We start from the raw sequence: 25,355 nt of genomic DNA, 5'->3' as shown, positions 1-25,355 counted from the left end.
AACGAACTTCGTCGAAGCCCATCGTCGTCTCGCAGGGCCGAAATAGAACAGATCAATAGGTGGAAAGGTTTCAAACGGTGGACCAAGTATTGGTACCTCCGTTTGATGCGTCAAAAATCAAGTCCCAAGAACCTGGCTGCGGCCATGGCCTTGGGGATGTTCATTGGCGCAATGCCGATTATGCCTTTTCAGTCTGTTGTAGTGATTGCCTTGGCCTTTGTAATGCGAGTCAACAAGCTCGCAGCATGGCTTGCAACCTGTTATTCCAATGCGGCAACCATGGTGCCGTTTTACTTCTTCCTTTACGAAATAGGTGAGTTGGTCACCCAGTTGGAAGTGGCTTTTGATCCACAACATCTGGAGATGGAGCAACTTATCCATGCAGGCTGGGACGTGTTTATCGTTATGTTCGCCGGTGGGCTGACGTTTGGTATTCCTGCAACAATTATTACCTATTTCGTGTCCTTGTTTGCTATCCGCAGGTATCGTGAGCGACGGGCTATTCGCCTGCTTCGCAAAAGGTCCGGTACGTGATTTGTTCGGATAGTCTCTTTCCGTTGCTTATTATCTCATTTGATCAGGCGTAATTGCTTTTCTTTCTAATACGGCGTACCCATATTAGGGTAATCAATGTATTTTTATGACAATTGCCAATATTTACCGTTGGGGTAATGGAGAAAAGCATGCTGACTCGTTCGCGATCGCTCGTCATGGGCCTTGGGATAGTTTTATCCTTGATTTTTGCCGGTAGTATGTATGTGGGAAGTTGGACCGCCTTCAGCTTTGGATTGGCCTCGGCAATACTTTGCACGATCGGTTTTACCGCTTTGGCTTCTCGAAATGAGGCGCAAATGAGTTTGGCTCTTGAGCAGCTCATAGAAAACGGTGAGTTGAAAGATTCCAATGTTGCTAAAGAAGTGCTTGGAGAGTCCTTTTCGGACCTGGGTAATCTTCTGAGTGAAACCCGTTTCATGAGCCAGTTCCATAAAAATGCATTGCGTGAGTTGGGCTACCCGGCTCTTGTATGCGACAAAGACGGTCTGATCGTTTTTGTCAGCGTTCCGTTGTGTACTCTGCTCAACAAGAGCGAGCAGGATGTTATCGGTCAAAAGGTCGATAAAGCCATCTACAACAAGGAAAGCGGTGCTCTCTCTGAAGTCGTACTGCAAACAGGCAAAGGCGTAGAGAAGATAGCAACGCTCGATTTGTGGGATGGGCGCAATATTACTGTTCACCTCTACATGAATCCAATTCATGATGATAATGGGGCTGTCATTGGTGTAACAAGCTCTTTTGTTGACATAACCGAAAGCGTGGCGAGCAAGCAGCAGGTTGAAGCTCAGAGCGCCAGTATGAAGCGTGCAGGAGAGCAGTTGAGCGGCCTTGCCGAGCATGTTGCATCGGCGACAGAACTGTTGTCTGCCTCTGCTGACGATCAAGCTCATGGTGCGCAGAAGCAGCGATCACAAACGACTTCTGTTGCAGCGGCCATGGAGCAGATGACAGGGACTGTGCTGGCCGTGGCACAGAATGCATCGGCAACAAGTGAAGCTGCTGATCAGGCAAAGGATTCTGCTACAGAAGGGGCGGCCATGGTTTCCAGGGCCGTTGATGCCATTATTGAAGTTTCTGAATCAGCTGAACAGTTGGGCGAAGATATTGGTGAGCTGAATGGTCAGGCAGGGGAGATTGGCCGCATAATCGGTGTCATCAATGATATAGCCGACCAGACGAATTTACTTGCATTGAATGCAGCCATCGAAGCAGCCCGGGCAGGCGAAGCCGGACGAGGGTTTGCCGTTGTTGCTGATGAAGTCCGAAAGTTGGCAGAGAAAACTGTCGCGGCAACCAAAGAGGTTGAAGAGGCGATTCGCGCAATTCAGCGAGGTTCAAGCCACGCGATGGAATCGATGCAGCAGACGGAAAAGCAGGTGAGCCAGAGTACTGAGCTTTCAAATCAGGCAGGTGAAGTCATTCATCAGATCATGGCGAACATCACGGACATGGTTGATCGGGTGACGCAGATCGCCACGGCCGCAGAGCAGCAGTCGTCTGCAGCTGAGGAAATCAACAGGAGCATTGATGAGATAGCGGAGATAGCCAGTGAAGCTGATGAAGCCGCTGGTCAGGCCGCAGATGCTACTCGCGAATTGGCCGGCCTTGCACAGGAGCTGTTAGGGGTTTCCAAAGGCTTTCTCGAGAATGGAGAAACCCGATTGCGGGAGTCGGATGCTCAGATGAAGGGAATTCTGCTCAAGCTGACACAAGGTTTCGTCCTCAAGGCATACGGCCAGAGTGTCTATGATTCCATGCAGGATGAACTGGGTGGGCCGACCTTCCTGCCCGCTGAAAGCTATCCGGATCAGGTCCTTATGCAAATGGCCGAAGTGGTGTCCTCGTTGAAAGGCATTAGTAAACGAACCTTCTTTCTCGATTTGGGCAAATACACACTGGGTAAGTTTCATGAGATGTATCCCCGTCAGTTCAAGAATGAATCCCTTAAAGAGTTTTACATGCGCATGAACGACATTCACGCTCAACTCACCAAGGATCAGCCGGGAATAAAGCCTCCGCGTTTCACTTTTGAGGACAAAGGGGATGAGTTGTTCATGAATTATCATTCCAATCGCGGGTTATTCGACTATTTCGAAGGTATATTGCTTGGGGCTGCCGATTTCAAAAAAGAACGGGTTACCATTCGAGTCAAGCCCTTCGATGCTACATCGGCGCGAGCGGAGATTACATTTCATGGGAAAGCGTAATCCTTTACGTTAACAAGCAAATTATAATGGGCCATGTGTATCGTTTTCTGCGATACTCGTAGATATTCAGATTCGAACTAGCTTCCAAGACATGTGGAATACAGTGACGTTGTGAGGAGCGCTTAGATGTCCGACGATCTTAATAAGCAGATATTCAAGGAAGAAGCCTACGATTTATTGGGCGAACTGGAGGGAGCGCTTCTCGAACTGGAGGAAGCACCCGATGATATGGATGTGGTGAACCAGATTTTCAGGGCGCTGCATACCATCAAGGGGTCTGGCTCCATGTTTGGTTTTGAGGATATTGCTGAGTTTACACACGAGGTCGAGAGCGTTTTCGACATGGTGAGGAACGGCGATCTGGAAGTTTCCCAGAAGCTGTGCAGCTTGTCGCTCAAATCCAGAGATTACATCAAAATGATGCTGGATAGCTCTGACGATGACGAGGTTATCGCGCCTGAATTGATGGAGGAAATCCTTTCCGGGCTCAAAGAATTGTCCCTCGGCGAAGAGAGTGAAACTGAAGAGGAACCTGTTGCCGAGGTTGAAGAGGAATCCGTTACTGAAGCACAGGAACAATCTGTCAGTACGTTTTATATCAAGTTGATAGCCAAACAGGGAGTAGAGGTTGATGAACCAATGCTCGAAAACCTGTTTGATGAGTTGGTGAAGCTTGGCGATTTCAAAGTCGTTACGCGTCCCGGCGATACTCCGGCTGCTGCTGATGCGCCAAAAAGCTGGGAATTGAGCTTGGTGACTGATGTTCCCAAGGATAATGTCGCGGACATATTTTTCTTTATCGATGTTGACCTTGAAGTTCAGATTTCTGAGGAGGGCGAAGGTCCCGAGACAGAGGCTGCGGGAGAACCTGTAGCTCAAGAGGAGGACACCGCTGCTCAGGTTGAACCTGTTGTCTCTGAGCCAGAAGTTGAACCGAAGGTGGAAGATGTGGAGCCCGTGGCAGAAGAGGAAATGCCAACCGAGGACTCCGACGAAGCCTCGACTCTTCGCCTTGGTGAAATGCTTGTAAAGAGCGGCGATATCTCGGAAGAAGATGTCGAAAAGGCGCTGAAAAAGCAAAAGCCGATTGGACAGATTCTGACCGAAGAAGGCAAGGTCACTCCAGAAAAAATTGAGCAAGTTGTCAAAAAGCAAACTCAAGTCAAGGATCGCGAGATCATTCAGAAACGGCAGGAAGCCATGTCGAGTATTCGCGTAGCGGCTGACAAGCTCGACTTTCTTGTCGATCTCGTTGGTGAGCTAGTTATCGTGCAGGCACAGATTTCACAGGTTGTCAGTGAACGCAGTGATCCGCAAATGACTGCGCTTGCTGAAGAGTTGGAGCGATTAAGTGATGAGTTGCGAGACTCTACACTGGGTATTCGCATGCTCCCGATCGGTACGTCCTTTTCCAAGTTCAAACGGTTGGTTCGTGACCTTTCGGGCGAACTGGGCAAGGAAATCGGATTGCGTACAAGCGGTGAAGATACCGAATTGGACAAGACGGTTATCGAACGTCTTGGCGATCCGTTGGTTCACCTGTTGCGCAATAGCCTTGATCACGGCATTGAGCCGCCTGCAGAACGTGAAGCGGCTGGTAAGCCCGCACAGGGCATGATCCTGCTGTCTGCAGAGCATTCCGGTGGTGAGGTTTTGATCCGTATCACGGATGATGGCCGTGGTATGAGTGCCGATTCTATCCGCGAAAAGGCAATAGAGCGTGGGCTTATTGCCAGTGATGCGGACATGACAGACAAGGAACTGCTCAAGCTCATTTTTGAACCAGGATTCTCCACCGCAAAAGAGATCACAAACGTTTCCGGCCGCGGCGTAGGTATGGATGTCGTTAAGCGGGCAATTGACTCGCTTCGAGGCACCATCGATATCGACAGCAAGCCGGGCAAGGGAACAACCATAACCATTCGGCTGCCGTTGACCCTGGCCATCATTGATGGGCTGCAGGTTCGCGTTGAAGATGAATACTATGTGATACCTCTTTCACTTGTTGAAGAGTGCGTAGAGCTGGCGAGAAGTGATGTTGATGAGCAGTCCGGTCAGCGCATCCTGCATTTACGTGGTGAAATTGTTCCATACATCCATATACGAGACTGGTTTGAGATTGAGGGAGAAAATCCTCCCATCGAGCAGATCGTCATAACAGGCGTCGAGGGAAGCAGGGTTGGAATCGTCGTTGATACTGTCATTGGTGAGCACCAGACAGTGATCAAGAGTCTCAGCCGAGTCTACAAGGATGTCGAAGGTATTTCCGGGGCAACGATTAAGGGTGACGGATCAATAGCTTTGATACTCGATATACCAAGTCTAGTTCGTCGTGTTGTAGCAGAATCGAATTAGCCACAGAATCAGCGAGGACATTTATGCGGAAAGTACGTGTGCTTATTGTTGATGACTCAGCAGTTGTCAGACAAACCCTTGAAGATATTCTCAGTGCTGATCCCGGAATTGAAGTTATGGGGACAGCGAGTGACCCCTATGTCGCAGCCAAGAGACTGAAAAGCGAAGTTCCAGATGTAATTACCCTGGATATTGAAATGCCGCGAATGGATGGCCTGACCTTTTTGGAAAAGCTTATGAAGCAGCATCCAATTCCGGTGGTCATCTGTTCTTCTGTCGCAGACAGGGGAACGAAGAACGGTTTGCGGGCTCTCGAGCTGGGTGCTGTTGAAATAATCACCAAACCAAAAGTCGGAACCAAAAAGTTTTTGGAAGAGTCGCGCATCCGGCTGGTTGATAAGGTAAAAGCTGCCGCTCTTGCCGGTGCAGCAAAGCCGGTGAAACGGCCAGTCAAACCGCTGAAAGTATCTCCCAAGTTGGATGCCGATGCCGTTATCCCCAAGGGAAAACCACAGCCAGTGGGAGCTACGGAAAAAATCTGCTTGGTCGGCGCCTCCACTGGTGGAACAGAAGCCCTGCGGGTTTATCTTGAAGCCCAGCCGGTGAATTGTCCGGCCATTGCCATTGTCCAGCACATGCCGGAACACTTTACCGCAGCCTTTGCCAAGCGGCTCAACTCCATTTGTCAGATTTCAGTCAAGGAAGCCGTAGATGGTGACCCCATGCTGCGCGGTCAGGCGCTGATTGCTCCAGGGGACAAGCATATGCTGCTCAAACGTTCCGGCTCTAAATATTACGTTGAAGTTAAAGACGGGCCCTTGGTATCCAGGCATCGTCCTTCCGTCGATGTGCTCTTTCGTTCAGGAGCTAGGTATGGTGGAAGCAATGTTGTTGCATCCATTATGACCGGCATGGGTGACGATGGTGCAAAGGGTATGAAGGAATTGTTCGATGTGGGCGCGTACACCATTGCTCAGGATGAGGCGTCCTGTGTTGTTTTTGGTATGCCGCAAGAGGCCATCAAGCATGGCGGTGTAAATAAGGTGTTATCATTGGAAAAGATAGCAGCCGAAATGATACGAGCCTGCGGAAAATAACTGCACATGAAAAGGCCCCGAAGCATCGGGGCCTTTTGTTATTTTCTGTCCCGTCCTGAAATAGGTTGACACCCAGAGGACCTATTTATGGAAGACAAATCCAAACAGCGAGTTAGACGCACCCAACGCGATTACACGATGGCCTTTAAATTGTCGGTTGTGGCACAGGTGGAAAAGGGCGAGATGACGTACAAGCAGGCTCAGGCTCTTTATGGTATTCAAGGGCGAAGCACTGTGCTGAAGTGGCTCAGGAAGCACGGCACCCTTGATTGGAGCAAGTCCATGGTACATTCCCGAAAAGACCCAAAAGCCAGAGAAACACCGGTCCAGAAGATCAAACGGCTGGAGAAAGAGCTTGAGGAAGAAAAGATCAAGACCGCGCTTCTCAATAAAATGATTGAGATTTCCGACCGCGAGTTTGGGACTTCTATAAGAAAAAAGCTTACCCCCGAGCTGCACGAAGTCTTCAGAGAGAAAGACAAATAAGCTTGTCTGCTTGTTGCAGGCAGCTCGGGGTCAGTCGGCAGTCCGTGTATCAGGCTGAAAAGCGCCATGATGCACGGGAAGCCATGTATCAGGAGGCAAAGGCCATGGTCCTGAACGTGCGGACCAGGATGCCCCGCCTTGGGACTCGAAAGCTGTACCACCTGTTGAAGGACGCATTTTCCGCAAAGGGAATCAGGCTCGGACGTGATGGGTTGTTTTCCCTGCTGCGGCGAGAGCATATGCTCATCAAGCGACGGAAAAACTATACAAAGACAACCAACTCGAAGCATTGGCTAAAAAAGCATCCCAACTTGTTGAAAGATGTTCAACCGAGATGTCCTGAGCAGGTGTTCGTAAGCGACATTACCTACGTGAATACACGTGAGCAAACATGCTATCTGTCGCTGGTGACAGATGCATTCAGCCGGAAGATAATGGGATACAACGTGAGCCGGGATCTCAGTGCGGAAAGCACAACCAAAGCGCTGGACGCGGCAGTTGAAAACAAGCGAAGGAGGGTGAATACAATTCACCATTCAGATCGAGGACTCCAATACGCTTCTTCGGTCTACCAGAGAAAACTCCAGGAATCCGGCATGGTTCCTTCCATGACAGATGGCTATGACTGCTATCAAAATGCCTTGGCGGAACGGATGAATGGAATTCTGAAGCAAGAGTTCATGGTCACCAAATGCAACGACTTTGCAGAGCTCAATACCCTGGTGAGGGAATCCGTTGAGATATACAATTCACAACGGCCACATCTCAGCCTAGGAATGAGAACGCCAAACGATGTACACGAATCAGGCTGTGGGGCTAGCCCCACAGCCTGATTGAAACCTTCAAAAACCGTCAACCTATTTCAGGACGGCTCATTCCTTTCGAGTGACGATAGATGGTCACGTCAACAGTCTCCCGGGTGACCATGCCTTCAGTCACTATCTTGTCCAGAAACGCGAGAAGCTGCGTCAGATTGTCTGGATGTTCCACTATCTCAACGATAATGGGGAGATCTTCGGAGAGTCGCAGGATTTTTGTGGTGTGCAAGAGGCTGTTGGCTCCAAAGCCGCTCATGCCTCGAAAAACTGTAGCGCCAGCCAGTCCCTGTTTTCTCGCTTCTTCCACTATGACATCCGCAAGCGGTCGACCGTTGAATTTGTCGTCTTCGCCAAGATATATTCGGATTCGTTCCGCTTTTTCCAGCAGTTTCATACGCCCTCCGTGGTGAAACTATATGAGCCGCCCCAAAGCTATTCCTAATAATACAAATACTAACCCGGCTACGGATTGTCCAACAACGTTCAACATTGCCATGGCTACTTGTCCGAATTTGACCAACTCTGCGGTCTCGAACATGTATGTCGAGAAGGTCGTAAAAGCTCCCATGAAGCCCGTGAGGCACAATAATCGTATTTCACTCCCGGGCAAAAGTCTGTTCTCGAAAAAACCCCAGACTAGGCCAAACAGGAGACAACCGACTATGTTCACGGTAAAAGTGCCCAGTGGAAATGAACCACCGACCATGCGCTGGGCGACACCCGAGAGCCAGTATCTGGAGAGAGTGCCGGCTGCTCCACCGATGCAAAGAGACAGGATTTTCATTAACATTGCATTACCTTTGTGCGTAGCGTAGCAAGCAGACAGGAGAAAGCCAATGCCTCTTGAGTGTGAATTGAAATATATAGGCGTCGATTTGGGCGTATTAGATCGCAAGTTGCAGGTCGTGAACGCGAAGTTCTGTGGGCGCTACTTCGAGTCGAATCTAGTCTATGACAAGCCTGGACGCGTACTCAAAGAGTCGGGTGTTCTGCTTCGGCTGAGAGAGAAGGCTGGAGTTGCAGTGCTTACTGTGAAGAAACCTCCCAATGAGCCTGTTTCTCAAGCTGTTAAGGTTTTCGAGGAGATAGAGACAGGCGTTACTGATCATGCGGCCATGAAAAGTGCTCTGGAGGCAATCGGATTTGATGTTGCATTTGCCTATGAAAAGGTCAGAGCAAAGTGGAAGTATCTGAATTGCACCTTGTGTCTTGATATGCTCCCTTATGGTGATTTTGTGGAACTGGAGGGGGATGAGGATAGTATCTTTTCGTGTGCTGCGGAACTGGGGTTGAACGAATACGAAACAACCACCAAGACCTATCACGCCTTGAACATTGAATATCGTGAGAGAATGGGGATGGAGCCTGATGAGAGCTTTGTTTTTTCTTCCGGGGAACGAGAGCGTTTGTTGGAAGAAATCGGTAAAGAATGATAATCCCCACTCGACAGGGCTGTGAATCGAATTTATATTGGAAACTAGGATATAAAAAGCGGATTGTTGGAGAATAATGCCCATGAGTGACCATATAACCGGCGATAAATTTGATTCTGAACTCCTTGATAAGCAGGATGTTCGTGAACCGAGAAAATACAAGGTCCTGCTGCACAATGATGATTACACCACCATGGATTTCGTGGTTGAGGTGTTGATGCGGGTCTTCCGAAAGAATGAGGCCCAGGCAACGGCCATAATGCTTGCTGTACACAATCAGGGATACGGTGTTTGTGGTTTGTACACGGCTGAAGTTGCTGAAACCAAAGTTGATTTGGTGCACCGGTTGGCCAAAAGCGCAGGGTTTCCTCTCAAGTGCAGCATGGAAGGTGAGTAAGTATGACGATGCTCAGTAAGGAATTGGAAAGTGCATTGACAGCCGCTGTCAATGAAGTGAAGCAAAGGAACCATGAGTTCCTTACGTTAGAACACTTATTGTACGCCATATCCATAGAAGAGCAGGGCGAAGAGATTCTGGAGTCGTGCGGAGCCGAAATGGAAAGGCTGCGTGACCAGCTCGGTCGTTTTTTTGTGGAGAACATGGAAGCGCTTCCTGAAGGAACCGAAACGGAAGTGATTCAGACCCTGGGTGTTAGGCGTGTATTGCAGCGTGCTGTATGGCAGAAGAAGGCCTCAGGAAAGAATATTGTCGATCTGGGCGATGTTCTGGCGGCTATGTTTGATGAAGAAGACTCATATGCGGTCTACTTTTTACGTACGCATGATATTTCGCGGCTGGATATTCTGGAGTTCATTTCCCATGGCATGTCTACGGGAGAAGATTGGCATGATCTGGGGAATGAGACCGGCCCCATTGATGAGCCGCTTGATCGTTCCGGGGAAAAGAAGAGCCCGTTGGAAGAGTATACCGTCAATTTGACTGAGCGTGCAGCTCAGGGCTTGATCGATCCGCTTATCGGGCGTGGTGATGAGTTGGAGCGAACTGTTCAGGTGCTCTCAAGACGTCGCAAGAATAACCCGATTTTTGTCGGTGACCCCGGTGTCGGCAAGACAGCCATGGCCGAGGGCCTTGCCTTGATGATTGTCGAAGGGAATGTCCCCAAGGAATTTCTCAGCGCCGAGGTTTACTCGCTCGATATGGGCTCTCTGCTCGCAGGGACCAAGTATCGTGGTGACTTTGAGGCTCGCCTGAAGGGCGTGCTTGGTGAACTCAAGCGCAACAAGGATGCCATCCTCTTTGTGGATGAGATTCATACTATTGTCGGGGCAGGATCTGTTTCCGGTGGCAGCATGGATGCGTCGAATATATTGAAGCCTCTCCTGCAATCCGGTGAGATTCGCTGTATTGGTTCGACCACCTTTGAAGAATATAAGAATCACTTCGAGAAGGATCGAGCGTTGTCTCGCCGGTTCCAGAAGATTGAGATCAGTGAACCCACTGTTGAAGAGACCATCGCCATTCTCAAGGGATTGAAGCCGCACTATGAAGATTTCCACGGCGTCAATTACACGCATTTCGCCTTGAAGGCCGCTGCTGAATTGTCCGAGCGTCATATCACGGATCGTTTCCTGCCTGACAAGGCTATCGATGTGGTTGATGAGGCTGGAGCGCTCTATAAGCTCTCTGGGCGTCCTCGCAAGGGTGATCGTATCAAGGTCTCTGACATCGAAAAGGTTGTGGCCCGTATGGCCCGCATTCCGGCCCGTCGACTGACGGTTTCCGACAAGGCCCGCCTGCAGTCGCTTGAAAGCGATCTCAAGGCTGTGGTCTTTGGTCAGGACGATGCTGTAGACGCCCTTGCCAAGTCCATTAAGCGTTCCCGCGCTGGAATGAGGCAGGCCGGTCGACCGGTCGGGTCATTTCTTCTTACGGGTCCCACCGGGGTTGGTAAGACGGAGTTGGCTCGTCAGTTGGCGTCCGTACTCGATATCGCCTTCCTCCGCTTTGACATGAGTGAATACATGGAAAAGCATGCGGTTGCTCGTTTGATCGGTGCTCCTCCCGGCTATGTAGGCTTTGATCAGGGCGGATTGCTCACGGAAGGAGTGCGAAAGAAGCCTCACTGCGTGGTGCTGTTCGATGAGATCGAAAAGGCCCACCCGGATGTATTCAATATCCTTTTACAGGTCATGGATTACGCCACGCTTACCGATAACAATGGGCGCAAGGCCGACTTTCGACATGTTATTTTATTGATGACCTCCAATGCCGGAGCCAGGGAGATGACCAAGGGAGCCATAGGCTTTACCCGGAATGAACATTCCGACCGAACAGACGGAGCCATAAAGGCTCTGGAGAAGCTGTTCAGCCCTGAGTTCCGTAACCGATTGGATTCCATTGTTACATTCAACGCCCTTGAGCAGCCGGTCATGGAAATGATCGTCGACAAGTTCATCAAGGAATTGAACGACCAGCTTCAGGATCGTCGTGTTGTGGTCAAGTTGACAGATGCTGCACGGAGTCGTCTGGCCGAACTGGGTTATGACTCTCTGATGGGAGCTCGTCCGATGGGGCGGGTTATTCAGACAGAGATCAAGGACTTCATTGCGGACGAACTCCTCTTTGGTCAACTAGCCAAGGGAGGCGTTGTTGTGGTTGATCGAGTAGGCGCAAAGGATGACGTGGCCGAGATCCCGGCTGTGAACGATTCCGGTGAGTTTGTTTTCACCTTCGAGTAGGTCGCAAGAACCAATTAATTATACGTAATTCATGGGGCGGCTTTATGCCGCCCCATTCGTTCCTGGGTATGAAGAATGACCATTTATCGTCTTTTTGAAGAACCGATTTTCCCTGACCCGGAAGAGGCTGAGCCGGATGGTCTTTTGGCGATTGGCGGCGACTTGAGCCCTCAACGTTTGTTGACCGCTTATGCCAATGGTATTTTTCCCTGGTATGCAGAGGATTCACCAATTATGTGGTGGTCCACAAACCCACGCCTTGTCCTTATTCCTCAAGAGTTCCATATGCCGCGCAGTTTGAGGCGTGTACTCAATCAAGGGCGCTTCCAGTTCACCATGGACACGTGTTTCGAGGGGGTGATTACGCGGTGCGCCAGTTCTCCGAGGCCGGATCAGGATGGAACGTGGATAGTGGACGAAATGGTGGAAGCCTATTCACTGCTCCATGAACTGGGGTATGCTCATAGCGTTGAGGCATGGCAGGATGGTGAATTGGTCGGTGGACTCTACGGAATTTCTCTGGGGTCGGTCTTTTTTGGTGAGTCCATGTTCTTTCAAGTCCCGGATGCATCAAAAGCTGCATTCGCCGTGTTGGTGCATCAGTTGCAGCACTGGGGCTTCACAATGATCGATTGCCAACAGACAACGCCGCACTTGTTGCGTTTTGGGGCAAAAGAAATCCAGCGCTATCGTTTCCTTGCCATGCTTAGAGAGGCAATGAAGGTCCCTACCCGTGAAGGGTGTTGGAGTTTTGATGGGCAGTGCTTGCCCTGATCTGCCTAATTATCGACGAATATCACTCTTCGACTATGGGTGGATGCCGATCCAGATCGTACAGTCCTTTCATGGGTAATCCCAATGAATAGCTCGGGATTTTTTCAAACTCGATAATTCCGATACTTTTGTTGGGGGCAATCTGGGAAAGTCCTGTCATTCCACTTGGTACCGGAAGCTCAATGGGGGTGGATCGGATGGCCGTAATCCTTGTGGAATACTGTTCTTTCAGGTAGTTGATTATTGTGTCGCGTTCTTCGGAGGAAAAGGTCTCCAGGATCACATTTCGGCTGCTATCATTCTCACCTTGTTGACCAGAGATCAGCGTGTCCCAGTCGAAATCAGATGCATCGATTGTATCCCAGGTGCTGCGAAACAGATGTACTTCTACATCACGGCGGCCTTTGAAGCTCTTGATAACCATGGAAATGGAATAGCCGTATTGCACATGGTCGTGAGTGGGGGCAGTAGTCTCATTTGTCACTGTGGTGCTCCACGTAAAAATTGATTACCTGTTTAATACTACAATGATCCGGCTAACAGAACAAGTATGACGGTTTAGTAATGCCAGACTTCAAGCTTATCAGCGAATTTACCCCCATGGGGGATCAGCCCGCCGCAATCGGGCAATTGGTAAACGGCCTGCGCTCCGGAGTGCGTGATCAGGTCTTACTTGGTGCCACGGGAACAGGTAAAACGTTCACCATGGCCAACATCATTTCCGAGTTGAACAGACCTGCTTTGATTCTCGCTCCGAACAAGACGCTGGCAGCCCAGCTTTATACCGAGTTCAAGGGACTTTTCCCGGATAATGCCGTTGAATACTTTGTAAGTTATTACGATTATTACCAGCCTGAAGCGTATCTCCCACATTCTGATGTCTACATAGAAAAAGACTCATCCATCAATGACAACATTGATAAGCTTCGGCACGCTGCAACGCATGCGTTGCTGACACGACACGATGTACTCATCGTTGCGTCTGTTTCCTGTATTTACGGTCTTGGTTCGCCGGATTTCTATGCGAAGATGGTTATCCCTGTGGAAGAGGGGCAAACCATGTCCATGGAGCATCTGCTTGAGCGGCTGGTTGAGATTCATTACGAGCGCAACGACTACGACTTCCATCGCGGAACATTCAGGGTGCGCGGTGATGTTGTTGAGATTATTCCTGCCTACAGCCGGGAAAAAGCGTTGAGAATAGAGTTCTTCGGTGACGAGATCGACTCCATTGCTGAAACGGATCCATTGACGGGTGAAGTGAAGGATCGTCTGCGCAAGACAGTTATTTATCCCGGTAGCCACTTTGTCTCTGACAAGGACAACCTGGAACGTGCCATTGAAGATATTCGCAATGAGTTGCAGGAAACCCTGTCCGGGATGAAGAAAAGAAACAAGCTTGTCGAGGCGCAACGACTTGAACAGCGGACGATGTATGACCTCGAAATCATTGAAGAGCTTGGGTACTGTAACGGTATCGAAAACTATTCGAGGCATCTGGATGGCCGTACGGTTGGACAACCTCCGGCCACGTTGCTGGATTATTTTCCGGATGATTTCATTCTGTTTGTGGACGAATCCCATATTGCACTCCCGCAGGTTGGCGGTATGTACAATGGCGATAGGTCCAGAAAGAGTACATTGGTTGATTTTGGTTTCAGGCTCCCATCAGCGCTGGATAACCGGCCGTTGAACTACAAGGAATTTCAGGAGCGGATTCATCAGGCTGTTTATGTGTCCGCCACTCCCGGCGAGTTGGAGTTGGACCTGGCGCAAGGCGTTGTCGTTGAGCAGATCATTCGCCCCACAGGGCTTGTTGATCCCGAGGTCGAGGTTCGCAAGGTCGAAGGGCAGATTGATGATCTGCTGGACGAGTGTAAAAAGCGTCAGGAGAGGGATGAGCGCGTATTGGTGACAACATTGACCAAACGCATGGCCGAGGATTTGAACGACTATCTCAATTCCATGGGCGTTCCATCCAAGTATTTGCATTCCGACATCGATACCCTGGAGCGAATGGCCATCATTCAGTCGCTGCGAGCAGGTGATTTTTTTGTTCTTGTCGGAATCAACCTTCTTCGAGAAGGGCTGGATATCCCGGAAGTATCTCTTGTAGCCATTTTGGATGCGGATAAAGAAGGATTCCTGCGTTCCAACAGGTCGCTTGTCCAGACATTCGGGCGTGCAGCACGTAATGTCGGGGGCAGGGTCGTTTTGTACGCTGACAGGGTAACCGAATCCATGCGAACGGCCATGGAAGAAACATCCAGGCGTCGTGAAAGGCAGCAGGAATACAATGTAGAGCATGGTATCACGCCGCAGACTATTCGGAAAAAAGTTGATACGTCTTTTGCTGAGTTGGGTGGTTCCAGCGCATCGGAATCGATCGTCATGGCTGCAGAGCCTGCTGCTGACTATGGGACCAATCCCAAGCAACTTGCCAAGCACATCAAACGTATGGAGCGGGAGATGCGGGAGGCTGCCAAAGAGCTTGAATTCGAACGTGCTGCTGACTTGAGAGATAAGGTCGCCATGTTACGAGAGCGATTGTTGGAGTTGGGGTAGCGTATGATAGAACGACTGCATAGGCGCATGCTGAAGCTGAGGGCCAAGTCCGGCTCGCTCTGGAGTATGTTTCTCGGCATCGGATACTTATTGTCTGTCTTTGCCTTGGGCATCGCATTCTACATGGGGTATGAGCACTGGGACTTCGCCAGTTCCTTTTATATGGTGGTCATTACCCTTTCCACCGTTGGCTATATGGAAGTCAACGAGTTGTCTGAAACCGGTCGAATTTTTACAGCCTTTCTGATTATGGGCGGCGTTGGCGGATTTGTGTATATCGCTGGTGCTTTTGCTCAGGTCCTTATTGACGGTCGTTTGCAAATCATGTGGGGAAAGCGAAAAATGATGAAGGAAATTAATAAGCTGAGAGGACACTTCATTGTCTGTGGGCATGGTCGAATCGGCAGTATTGTTGTGCAGGAGATCATGGCTGACGGTCATGATGTCGTGGTCATCGAGCAAGACCCTGATTTGATAGACAAGATGGAGCAGGATGGCATCCTGTGTATTGAAGGTGATGCGACAAGTGATGAAATCCTTCTGACCGGCGGCCTGCTGCATGCCAAATCATTGATTTCCGCATTGACCAGTGAGGCAGCCAATGTCTATGTCACACTCACCGCCCGTCAGCTTAACCCTGATATCAATATCGTTGCCCGAGCCGGGGACAAGTCGCACATATCACGATTGGAACTGGCGGGTGCCGACCGTGTCGTTCTCCCGCATTTCATTGGTGGTCTGCGCATGGCCCAGAATGTCCTGCGACCGACCGTTACCAACTTCATTGAACTGGCGGTTCGCGGTGGTATCGACCTGCAAATGGAAGAACTCCTTGTGTCGCCCGGGTCGGAGTTGTGCGAACTGGATTTGATAGATTCAAAAATCCGACCCAGATTCAATCTTATCATCATCGCAATAAAGAAAGGCTCGGGTGAAATGGTGTTTAACCCAGGCCCCAAAGAGATCATCAACGCGAATGACACTTTGCTGGCTGTTGGTAAAAAATCCAATTTGAACGAGATTAAAGAAATCCTGTAACATTACGGAAAAATATATGGTTTCCTCTGACGTCGCTCAGCGCGTTGCTTCGTTGCGCGCAACTATCGAATATCACGATCACAGATACTACGTTCTTGATGATCCAGAAATAACAGATGCCGAGTACGATGCTTTGTACCGTGAACTCGTAGCCTTGGAAGAGGCGCATCCCGAACTGGACGATGCGCATTCTCCTACCAAACGTGTTGGTGGCGAGCCAGCTGTCGGCTTCACTCCGTACGAGCATGCAATGCGCATGTACAGTCTGGATAACGCCATGAACATCGAAGAGTGGTTCACGTTTACAGACAGGGTTGCCAAGGGCATTGGTCGACCTGATGCGGAATACTGGACCGACCCGAAGATGGATGGTCTGGCGGTCGAGGTGATCTACGAGCAGGGAAAGTATGTGAAGGCTGCCACACGTGGTGATGGCTTTGTGGGTGAGGAAGTCACGCACAACATGCGCACACTGATGAATCTCCCGCTGAAGCTGCGGGGTGACAACATTCCCCGCCTGTTGGAGGTTCGGGGTGAAGTTGTCATGTCCAACAAGGATTTTGCCCAGCTCAATGATCGTCAACGCAAGGCTGGTAATAAGGTCTTTGCCAATCCGAGAAACGCAGCGGCAGGCACCATACGTCAGCTTGATCCCAAGGTTGCTGCGTCGCGACCCCTGCGCTTCATGGCGTATGGAATCGGACGAGTTGAGTGGAGCGCTCCGTTGTTCGGCTGGACGAGTCAGAAGGATATTATGGAAGGGCTTCAGTCTCTTGGATTCTCCATTCCGCCGGAAGCAAAACTCTGTTCGTCGAAGCAGGAAGTCGCTGATTATTACCAGCAGCTCATGGAGCAACGGGCATCACTTCCTTTTGAAATTGATGGAGTCGTCGCCAAGCTGAATAATCTGGATATGCAGAGTGCTCTTGGTTTTACCTCGCGTGCGCCGCGGTGGGCGTTGGCTTTGAAATTTCCGGCATTGCAGGCAAAGACTGTCTTGAAATCCATTCGTATCCAGGTGGGGCGAACCGGAGTTCTGACGCCGGTTGCTGAACTGGAGCCGGTGCACCTCGCGGGTGTTATCGTTTCCAACGCCACACTCCATAATAAAGGATACATAGTGGAGCGTGACTTCCGCCTTGGCGATACTGTTCTCATTCAGCGGGCAGGGGATGTCATTCCGCAGGTACTGTCTGTTGACCTCGATCAGCGTCCCGACAATTCTGAACCCTATGAATTCCCCATGGTCTGTCCTGTCTGTGATAGCGAGGCTATCGAAGACGGTGAGGCTGTTCGCTGTACCAACCCTGCCTGTCCGGCCAAAACGGTTCAGCAACTCATCCACTTTGTCTCCAAAGCCGGACTCGATATGGATGGTGTCGGCAAAAAATGGGTAGAACGGCTTGCTTTGGATGGGGTCCTCGACACCCCGGCCGACCTGTTTACCTTGCACTCAACTGATCTGCTTAAATATGGCGGGATGGGAAGTAAATCTGCTGACAAGTTTATCGCAGCCATCGAGAAATCAAAACAAAACGCTCCGTTGTGGCGGTTGATAGCAGGGTTGGGAATTCGACATGTCGGAGAACAGACGGCTCGTGTGCTGGCTGATAATTATGCTGACCTTGATGCCATTGCAGCCGCTTCAGTTGATGACCTCCAGCAACTCAACGATATTGGTTCTGTTGTGGCCGAGAGTGTGGTCGAGTATTTCACCTCGGCCCGTGCTGAAGAGTTGTTTGCTCGTTTCAAGGATGTTGGATTTTGGCCTACGGCTGAAGGAAAGAAAGAGAGCGTTGGAGACTTGCCACTGGCCGAGAAAGTCTTCATCTTTACCGGGTCCCTTCCGGGCATGACACGCGACCAGGCCCAGCAGTTGGTCGAAGAAAAGGGAGGGCGATCGGTCAAAGGGATTTCTAAAAAGGTCGATTATGTTGTTGCCGGTGAAAAGGCCGGCTCCAAGATAGCCAAGGCTGAGAAGCTCGGACTGACCGTACTTGATTTCGATGAATTCATGCAGTTATTGGATGATTCGAAGTAATTGAAAAGAGAGGAGAGAGAGTTATGACTACGGATATCGTTATTCTTGGCGCCAAGGGGCGCATGGGGAATACTTTGGTAAACCTGACTCAGGCCGATGACGACTTGCGGCTGGTCGGCGCGTGCGAACGCCCCGGTAATGCTGATGGCTTGTCCATTGATGGCTGCATTGTTACTGACGATCTGGATGAGCTGCTCCCGCAGGTCCCCGGGGCAGTGATTATTGATTTCACATCGCCCGAAACGTCGGTTGCCACCGCAAAGGTCGCTGCTAAACATGGAAATCCAGTTGTTGTTGGAACTACCGGCCTCAACAAGGAAGAGCAGGCTGAATTGGAAAAGTCTGCGCAGGAAGTTCCGTTGTTCTGGGCGCCTAATATGTCTGTGGGCGTGAATACCCTGCTCAAGGTTTTACCTGCTCTTGTCCAGGCTCTCGGGTCTGAATACGACATGGAAATGGTCGAAACGCATCATAAAATGAAAAAGGACTCCCCCAGTGGAACCGCCCTCAAGCTGGCTCAGTGCCTGGCCGAGGCCCGTGGCTGGGAGTATGATGACGTGAAGAATCACTGCCGCGACGGTATCATCGGCGAGAGGCCTCATGAGGAAATCGGTGTGCAGACGCTGCGTGGTGGGGATGTGGTTGGTGATCACACCATGTTCTTCTTCGGCCCAGGTGAACGCATTGAAGTGACTCACCGCGCTCATTCTCGAGAGACCTTTGCCTCTGGTGCGCTGCGCGCTGCCAAATGGTTGAGCAGCCAAAGCTCCGGGAAATTATACGCTATGGCTGACGTTATTGAGTAGCCAGAGTTACAACATAGATAGCAATAAAGGGCTTCCTGAGATGGAAGCCCTTTTTTATTTACAGGATGGGAGAAAGCAGTCTGGTGAATTTGATGACTGTCTGGGTAATAATACCTTTTTGATGGTATTCATTGGGGCCGGTTTCTTCGCATCGTGCAAAGTCTGCGCGAAACATGGCTTCCACTTCACTACAAAAGCGTTTGTCTTCAACAAGTGCAGTCATTTCAAAATTGAGTCTGAATGAGCGGTTGTCGAGGTTGGCCGTGCCGATGGCTGCAATCTGATCGTCTACCAGAAACGCCTTTTGATGCAGGAAGCCGTGCGTGTATCTATAGATACGAATACCGGGAAGATCGAGATCCTTGAGACAGGCGAAGCCGGCAAGGTAGACGAGAAGGTGGTCCGCCTTCTGTGGCAACATGATCCGAACATCCACACCGCGCATCGCCGCAAGCTGGAGGGCTTTGGTTACCGGACTGTCCGGCACATAATACGGGCTAGATATCCAGAAGCGTTTTTCTGCGGCATTGATTGCTCTGATAAACATGAGCGAACATGACTCCAGGTCGTCCACAGGACCGGAGGAAAGTGTGAGCACATCCGTGTCCCCAGTGGGTGGTGGCATGGTCAGGTCCAGATCATGAACGATACCTGAGGCCCAATACCAATCTTTGGCAAAACTGATGCGCGGGCCAATGGCTGCCGGACCGGAGATGCGGAGGTGAGTGTCGCGCCAGGCCTCGAACCGTTTGGATTTCCCGAGATATTCGTCCCCGATGTTGTGCCCACCGACAAACACTGTGTGACCATCAACAATGACTATTTTTCGATGATTGCGGAAGTTCAGTTGGAAGCGGTTGCCTCTGCCCTTGGTGGTTTTGAAAGGATGAACTTCAACCCCTGCTTCGCGCATTGTCTCCCAATACGACTCGGGCATGGCATGACAGCCTACTTCATCATATAGAAAACGGATTTGGATACCCTGCTGGGCCTTGGCTATGAGCAGGTTCCTGACTTTGTTACCCAGGCTGTCGTTCTTAACAATGAAGAACTGGATATGCACGTACGAGGTGGCTTCTTTAATACCATTCAGAATGGCCTCGAATGTGGCGGGGCCATCGATAAGCAGTTCGACATCGTTTCCGTCAAGGTAGGGGAGTTCTGCAAGTGTTTCAAAGGCACAACGAGGAGCGCCCGGGTTTCGCCGCTCGGAAAGAGCTTTGACAGGCGGTACTTCTCGTGCACTGGCAACCAACTCGTTAATGCGCGATTCTCCCTCACGCATGGCCTCCACGTAGCCGTGAAATTTGTTGCGGCCAAAAATCCAGTAAAGGGGCAGGGTCATCAGTGGAAAGGTAACCAGAGCGATGGCCCAGGCGATTGAACCTTGGGGGGTGCGGGTGTCGCGGACGGCTGCAACGGCTGTGACGACGCCAGCAAACTCTATTAATGTGTAGAGGACACTTAATCCCATCAACCAGTAAGGTATATTCATATTCTCCATGGTTGCTGATTATCAGGAAAAAGTGAAAAGTGAAACTTCTATGGTTGCTGCTTGCTGCCAAATGTGATCAGAATCGATCATTGTTAGCCATAAACACTATTGATCCAGTCTAAAATATGAGCCAATCCAGTCATCCTTTTATCTCCACGCCCAATGGCACACTGCTGAAAATGTCAGTACCCGTGCTGTTTTCGCTGATAGCTGAACCATTGACAGGCTTGGCTGATACCGCATTTGTCGCGCGACTGCCTGGCGCCGCTCCTGTTGCAGCACTTGGTGTCGGCACAATGGCTTTTACTTCCATTTTCTGGGCTTTCACCTTTTTGGGTGTCGGAACACAAACCGAGGTGGCGCAGGCCGAAGGCCGACGAGATCATGAGCAGGCAACCAAGGTCGCCTCGCTGGCTTCGATTATGGCTGCGGGAATTGGTACCGCTTTGATGTTGCTCATGCTTCCGTTCCTGGAAGAGATAGCTTTGTTGCTGGGTGGACAGGGGGAAGTCAACACACTCGCATGCGAATATATGCGCTATCGATTGCTTGGTGCGCCTGCGGTCTTGGTTACCCTTGCGTGTTTCGGTGCTCTTCGTGGTGTACAGGATATGCGTACCCCGTTGTATGTTGCTGTGGGCATCAATGTGATTAATATCCTTTTGGATTGGGTATTGATTTTTGGGCATATGGGGTTACCCGCGATGGGGGTTGCCGGTGCGGCGTTGGCGAGTACCATCAGTCAATGGATAGGCAGTGGCTGGGCGTTATGGGTTCTGTCTCGTAAGCTTGGTTTTACTTTCAATATCCATGGGGCGGGCATTGCCAAGCTTGTCCGAATCGGTGGTGACCTTTTCATACGAACAGGCTCAGTACTGCTCTTTCTGTCCTTATGCACACGCATAGCCAATCTGGCAGGGCCGAATGAAGGAGCTGCCTATCAGGCAATACGTCAGTTTTTCATCTTTTCTGCACTGTTTCTGGATGCCTTTGCACTGACCGGACAGAGTCTTATAGGCTATTTCCTGGGAGCCGATGACAAGCATACAGCACGAAAGGTAGCCGGATTGGTCTGTTTTTGGAGTGTGGTGACGGGATGCATCTTATGCATTGGAATGCTTGTTGGGCAGGATGAGGTGGTGTGGTTGCTCGTTCCTGAACAGGCAGTGGCCGTCTTCATTCCTGCATGGTGGGTGGTGGCTTTGACACAACCTGTCGGGTCCTTGTCTTTTGCAACAGATGGTGTTCATTGGGGAACAGGGGATTTCCGTTATTTGCGCAATGCCATGCTCATAGCTTCTGCCATTGCTGCGACAATAGTCGTTTTCATTGGTTCGATTCGAGCTGATGATGTGTTGGTGTATATATGGCTTGCTACAGCTCTATGGACATGCATTCGTGCTGGACTGGGATTGGTCCGAATATGGCCTGGGGTAGGTATTGCCCCCCTTGGTAAGCAGAATGGTCAAGGTGTTTGATTTTAGTGCTCGGCAAGAAAGGTGAACATAAAAGCATAGGCATCCTGAATCTCTGATTCCAAGGTGTCAATCAGTGACTGCGCTTCAGTCATATCTTGATTTTTGGAAGCGTTTTCCAGCAGCAGACAGCAGTCTCTGACTCCTGTGACCCCCATGGTAGCTGCTCCCCCCTTGAGAGCATGAGCAAGGTGTCTCAGTTTTTCCATGTCCCTGTCTTCGATCGCCTGTCGAATTTCCCCGATACGCTTAGGTTCTTGGGAGATGAAAACAGTGAACATGCGCTTGAGGAAAGGGTGTTTACCTTCCATGGATTCGAGAAATTGATTGTCGACAGCTTGCTTTACCGACATGATCTATCCGCCTATATTGTATTGAGTATTTTGCTTTTGTTTCAAATCAATTTGTAACTGTTGTGTAAATATTCAGCAAGATTTTTGACACAAAAATGACATCCTGCGAATTATACGGAATATCAACAGATAAAGAACCACATCAATGGATTGTTTTGATCCAGAGAGTGGATGATGAGTCGACATTAAAGGGATAAAAAAAGGGAAGGCCAAAGACCTTCCCTTTTGGATGTCGAGTTGCTGGTACTACATTCCGTAGAGTTCAGCACCAGGAATGATGGTGATGTTGTTCTTTTGCAGAATCTCAATTCCCTGTTCTGTCCGATCAAAACGGAAGATCAAAACAGCGGAGTCGCCGGACTGCTGTACGAAAGCGTACATGTATTCAACATTGATCCCTGCATCCTGAAGCATGCTGAGGATGTTGTGCAGTCCGCCCGGATCATCGGAAACCTCGACGGCGACAACTGAAGTGCGGCCCACGGTGAAGCCTTCTTCTTTCAGTTTTTCCTTGGCTTTATCAAAATCAGACACGATGAGTCTGAGGATGCCGAAATCGGAAGTGTCGGCCAGTGAAAGGGCGCGAATATTCACTTTGGCTTCGGAAAGGATACGGGTAACCTCGGCCAGTCGACCGGCACGGTTTTCCAGAAATATGGAGAGCTGATTAACTTTCATTCTATTCTCCTTGGTTGTTGGCGGTTAGCCTTCGTTTCGCTTGTCAATAATGCGTTTTGCCTTACCCATGGAGCGTTCGATCTCCTTGGGGTTGACCAGTCGGACTCTGGCTGTGACGCCGAGGAACTCCTTGATATTTTTCATTACCTTTGATTCCACGCGTTGTAAATTCTTAATCTCATCAGAGAACATGCTGTCACTGACTTCGACCTGAATTTCCAGGGTGTCAAGGTTGCCCTTACGCTCAACGATCAACTGGTAATGCGGTGTGAGGCCTTCCGTTTCGATCAGAATCGATTCGATCTGGGATGGGAAGACGTTGACACCGCGAATGATGAGCATGTCGTCGGAACGGCCTGTGACACGCTTCATACGGGCAGTTGTTCGACCACATTTACACGGCGTGGTGTCGAGGGTGGTCAGGTCGCGGGTGCGGTAACGAATGAGCGGAATGCCTTCCTTGGTCAATGTGGTGAAGACGAGTTCACCTTCTTCGCCCGGACCGACGGGTTCTCCCGTTTCCGGGTCAATGGTTTCGGCAAGGAAGTGATCTTCCTGAATGTGGAGGCCATTTTGTGCCTGCCAGCATTCAATGGCAACGCCGGGGCCCATGATCTCGGACAAGCCGTAGATGTCGATGGCGGTGATCCCAAGCCGCTTTTCAATCTGGAGTCGCATTTCATCGGTCCATGGTTCAGCGCCGAAAATTCCTATGCGAAGTGGCAGTTCCTTGATGTCGATCCCCATCTCTTCACCGGTTTCCGCAAGGAACAAGGCGTACGAGGGGGTGCAGCAAATGACATCTGGCGCAAAGTCTTTGAGCAGCATGACCTGGCGCCTTGTTGCTCCACCCGAAATGGGAATGACGGTAGCGCCTAGGGCCTCGGCTCCGTAATGCGCACCCAGACCACCGGTGAACAGACCATATCCGTAGGCGTTGTGAACGGAATCCGATGCAGTGGCGCCTGCCGCCATGAAGGAACGGGCCATGAGTTGGCCCCAGTTGTCGATGTCACGCTGTGTGTATCCGACGACAGTGGCTTTGCCTGTGGTGCCGGAAGAAGAGTGGATGCGAACAATCTGGTCCTTGGGAACGCTGAACATTCCAAAGGGGTACTGGTCGCGCAGGTCCTGCTTGACCGTGAACGGCAAGAGCGAAATGTCTTTCAGGCTCTGAATGTCGTGAGGTTTGACGCCCAGTTCATCGAACTTTTTCCTGTAGAAGGGGACGTTGGCGTAAACCCGTTCACACAGAGCCCTGAGCCGTTTCAACTGGAGCTTCTCCAAGTCCTCTCTTGGCATGGTCTCGTTTTTAATGTCGTAAATCATCCTCTCTCTCCTTATTGCAGGCCCTCAGCCTTCGTTTATCCAAAAAAAAGACCACGGTCCGGAAGCCCGTGGTCTTTTTGTAGTCAGCATTATGCGGTTTCCACGAACTTCCTAATGGAGGCTCATAAAAAAGAAACTGCGGTTGAATAGAGTAATTTGCATAGGCCGAAGATTGCCCCAAGTTGTCAGTTGCGTCAAGAGGATATCAGGATGGGTTGGCATTGTTGACCATAAAAAAGGCATTGGGAGGCTATATTTCACAACATGAAGTCTCTTTGCTTTTCGCGATATGGAGACATGTCGTTATTGGTGCTGCTTTTCAACGGTATTGTTTGTTTGGGATGGATGTTTATCTTTCACTGGGAACAAGATAACTGGTTGGTTTGCACACTTTGCTTACAACTCGTTCGAGCGCTGAGTTGATATTCATTCAAGGCTGTCGCGTCCGGGTTATATAGTGGGCGGTGAGCTAAATCCGCCGTTGCGGGTATTGGCAAACTCCTTTATGTATTGGCACTCAACATGGTGGAGACAATATGAAGTTCAAGGAATTGGTTGCGGCCAACAGATCCCGACGAAAGTTCGATCAGGCACGTCCAGTTGATGTGGGCACACTCGTCGAACTTGTCGATTTGGCACGACTTGCTCCATCCGGCATGAACAAACAGCCACTTAAATATATAGTAACTGCCGATCAGTCTCAGTGTGAGGATATCTTTCCGTTATTGGGATGGGCTGGCTATTTGAAGGAGTGGCAAGGGCCGGACCCCGGTGAGCGTCCAACCGGGTACATCATTATTTTATTGGACAAGACGATTGCCGACAAAGCCTTCAGTGACCATGGAATTGCTGCCCAGACAATGATGCTGGGGGCAGTGGAGAAGGGCTTGGGCGGATGTATGATAGGTACTATCAAGCGCCGGAAGTTAGCGGAGTTGCTCAAGCTGGATGAACAGTATGAAATTCTCCTGGTTCTTGCCTTGGGAGTGCCAAACGAAAAAGTGGTGATTGAACCACTTTCGACAGACAACAATATCGAGTACTGGCGTGATGCTGACAATATTCACCACGTTCCCAAAAGGGGAATGAGTGAAGTGGTATTGGCACAGTATCCAAAAGGATGATTCGATTAACCAAAATGAGTTGATAT

Annotated in this window: 22 protein-coding genes; 15 read left to right on the top strand and 7 right to left on the bottom strand. The window is 50.2% G+C overall.

The window, feature by feature from the left end:
• Positions 1-42: 42 nt before the first annotated feature.
• The 5 genes from DPRO_RS04550 (at position 43) to DPRO_RS04530 (ending at position 7,533) form a co-directional block, all read left to right on the top strand.
• Positions 43-534: a DUF2062 domain-containing protein gene (locus DPRO_RS04550; RefSeq protein ID WP_407681403.1), complete on the top strand. Its 492-nt coding sequence runs from the start codon at positions 43-45 to the stop codon at positions 532-534.
• A 317-nt stretch (positions 535-851) separates the two neighbouring features.
• Positions 852-2,762, top strand: a complete 1,911-nt coding sequence (locus tag DPRO_RS04545) for a methyl-accepting chemotaxis protein (RefSeq protein ID WP_232005705.1) — start codon at positions 852-854, stop codon at positions 2,760-2,762.
• A 126-nt stretch (positions 2,763-2,888) separates the two neighbouring features.
• Entirely contained in the window at positions 2,889-5,117 is a 2,229-nt protein-coding gene (locus DPRO_RS04540) for a chemotaxis protein CheA (protein ID WP_097010994.1), read from the top strand.
• Positions 5,118-5,140: 23 nt separating this feature from the next.
• Complete coding sequence (locus DPRO_RS04535; RefSeq protein ID WP_097010993.1) at positions 5,141-6,214, top strand: protein-glutamate methylesterase/protein-glutamine glutaminase; 1,074 nt, start codon at positions 5,141-5,143, stop codon at positions 6,212-6,214.
• Positions 6,215-6,301: 87 nt separating this feature from the next.
• Positions 6,302-7,533, top strand: a protein-coding gene (locus DPRO_RS04530; protein ID WP_097010824.1) for an IS3 family transposase whose coding sequence is annotated in 2 segments (ribosomal slippage) — positions 6,302-6,656 and positions 6,656-7,533 — 1,233 coding nt in all. Because the reading frame shifts where the segments join, the coding sequence is not laid out codon by codon here.
• Positions 7,534-7,552: 19 nt separating this feature from the next.
• Here DPRO_RS04530 and DPRO_RS04525 read toward each other — a convergent pair.
• Entirely contained in the window at positions 7,553-7,912 is a 360-nt protein-coding gene (locus DPRO_RS04525; RefSeq protein WP_097010992.1) for a DUF190 domain-containing protein, read from the bottom strand.
• 18 nt (positions 7,913-7,930) lie between these two features.
• Positions 7,931-8,308 (bottom strand): fluoride efflux transporter CrcB, encoded by a 378-nt coding sequence (gene crcB, locus DPRO_RS04520; RefSeq protein WP_097010991.1) that lies wholly within the window; start codon positions 8,306-8,308, stop codon positions 7,931-7,933.
• 46 nt (positions 8,309-8,354) lie between these two features.
• Here crcB and DPRO_RS04515 point away from each other — a divergent pair, with 46 nt between their 5' ends.
• The 4 genes from DPRO_RS04515 (at position 8,355) to aat (ending at position 12,425) form a co-directional block, all read left to right on the top strand.
• A complete protein-coding gene (locus tag DPRO_RS04515; protein ID WP_097010990.1) occupies positions 8,355-8,951 on the top strand; it encodes a class IV adenylate cyclase in 597 nt (198 codons plus the stop codon).
• A gap of 82 nt (positions 8,952-9,033) precedes the next feature.
• Positions 9,034-9,348: an ATP-dependent Clp protease adapter ClpS gene (gene clpS, locus DPRO_RS04510; protein WP_097013645.1), complete on the top strand. Its 315-nt coding sequence runs from the start codon at positions 9,034-9,036 to the stop codon at positions 9,346-9,348.
• 8 nt (positions 9,349-9,356) lie between these two features.
• Positions 9,357-11,651 carry an ATP-dependent Clp protease ATP-binding subunit ClpA gene (clpA, locus tag DPRO_RS04505; protein WP_097013644.1) on the top strand — a complete coding sequence of 765 codons (2,295 nt, stop codon included), beginning with the start codon at positions 9,357-9,359 and terminating at the stop codon, positions 11,649-11,651.
• A gap of 75 nt (positions 11,652-11,726) precedes the next feature.
• Positions 11,727-12,425 (top strand): leucyl/phenylalanyl-tRNA--protein transferase, encoded by a 699-nt coding sequence (gene aat, locus DPRO_RS04500; RefSeq protein ID WP_097010989.1) that lies wholly within the window; start codon positions 11,727-11,729, stop codon positions 12,423-12,425.
• Positions 12,426-12,447: 22 nt separating this feature from the next.
• Here the strand turns inward: aat and DPRO_RS04495 are convergent, their stop codons facing one another.
• Complete coding sequence (locus DPRO_RS04495; protein WP_097010988.1) at positions 12,448-12,909, bottom strand: hypothetical protein; 462 nt, start codon at positions 12,907-12,909, stop codon at positions 12,448-12,450.
• Positions 12,910-12,989: 80 nt separating this feature from the next.
• On the opposite strand from DPRO_RS04495, the gene uvrB reads away from it, so the two are divergent.
• Genes uvrB through dapB form a run of 4 tightly spaced genes read left to right on the top strand, consistent with a single transcriptional unit; the run spans position 12,990 to position 18,875 of the window.
• Positions 12,990-14,990 (top strand): excinuclease ABC subunit UvrB, encoded by a 2,001-nt coding sequence (gene uvrB, locus DPRO_RS04490; RefSeq protein ID WP_097010987.1) that lies wholly within the window; start codon positions 12,990-12,992, stop codon positions 14,988-14,990.
• Between the two features lie 3 nt (positions 14,991-14,993).
• Positions 14,994-16,028 (top strand): potassium channel family protein, encoded by a 1,035-nt coding sequence (locus DPRO_RS04485; protein ID WP_097010986.1) that lies wholly within the window; start codon positions 14,994-14,996, stop codon positions 16,026-16,028.
• A 16-nt stretch (positions 16,029-16,044) separates the two neighbouring features.
• Entirely contained in the window at positions 16,045-18,069 is a 2,025-nt protein-coding gene (gene ligA / locus DPRO_RS04480) for an NAD-dependent DNA ligase LigA (RefSeq protein ID WP_097010985.1), read from the top strand.
• 23 nt (positions 18,070-18,092) lie between these two features.
• Entirely contained in the window at positions 18,093-18,875 is a 783-nt protein-coding gene (gene dapB / locus DPRO_RS04475) for a 4-hydroxy-tetrahydrodipicolinate reductase (protein WP_097010984.1), read from the top strand.
• A 58-nt stretch (positions 18,876-18,933) separates the two neighbouring features.
• Here the strand turns inward: dapB and cls are convergent, their stop codons facing one another.
• Positions 18,934-20,370, bottom strand: a complete 1,437-nt coding sequence (cls, locus tag DPRO_RS04470) for a cardiolipin synthase (protein ID WP_322788588.1) — start codon at positions 20,368-20,370, stop codon at positions 18,934-18,936.
• 125 nt (positions 20,371-20,495) lie between these two features.
• Between cls and DPRO_RS04465 the strand changes: the two genes are divergently transcribed.
• Positions 20,496-21,848 (top strand): MATE family efflux transporter, encoded by a 1,353-nt coding sequence (locus DPRO_RS04465; protein ID WP_097010982.1) that lies wholly within the window; start codon positions 20,496-20,498, stop codon positions 21,846-21,848.
• Positions 21,849-21,850: 2 nt separating this feature from the next.
• Here the strand turns inward: DPRO_RS04465 and DPRO_RS04460 are convergent, their stop codons facing one another.
• The 3 genes from DPRO_RS04460 to DPRO_RS04450 all read right to left on the bottom strand — a co-directional run bounded on the left by DPRO_RS04460 (position 21,851) and on the right by DPRO_RS04450 (position 24,205).
• Complete coding sequence (locus DPRO_RS04460) at positions 21,851-22,198, bottom strand: Hpt domain-containing protein (RefSeq protein WP_097010981.1); 348 nt, start codon at positions 22,196-22,198, stop codon at positions 21,851-21,853.
• A 246-nt stretch (positions 22,199-22,444) separates the two neighbouring features.
• Positions 22,445-22,876, bottom strand: coding sequence for an ACT domain-containing protein (locus tag DPRO_RS04455; protein ID WP_097010980.1), 432 nt, complete (start codon positions 22,874-22,876; stop codon positions 22,445-22,447).
• A gap of 24 nt (positions 22,877-22,900) precedes the next feature.
• Positions 22,901-24,205, bottom strand: a complete 1,305-nt coding sequence (locus DPRO_RS04450; RefSeq protein WP_097010979.1) for a phenylacetate--CoA ligase family protein — start codon at positions 24,203-24,205, stop codon at positions 22,901-22,903.
• A 536-nt stretch (positions 24,206-24,741) separates the two neighbouring features.
• Between DPRO_RS04450 and DPRO_RS04445 the strand changes: the two genes are divergently transcribed.
• Positions 24,742-25,329: a nitroreductase family protein gene (locus tag DPRO_RS04445; protein ID WP_097010978.1), complete on the top strand. Its 588-nt coding sequence runs from the start codon at positions 24,742-24,744 to the stop codon at positions 25,327-25,329.
• Positions 25,330-25,355: the final 26 nt, after the last annotated feature.

Source organism: Pseudodesulfovibrio profundus (assembly GCF_900217235.1).
In the GTDB taxonomy this organism is placed as follows: Bacteria; Desulfobacterota; Desulfovibrionia; order Desulfovibrionales; family Desulfovibrionaceae; genus Pseudodesulfovibrio; species Pseudodesulfovibrio profundus.
The sequence above is the reverse complement of the archived record's forward strand: the minus strand, read 5'-3'. Positions and strand labels throughout refer to the sequence as shown.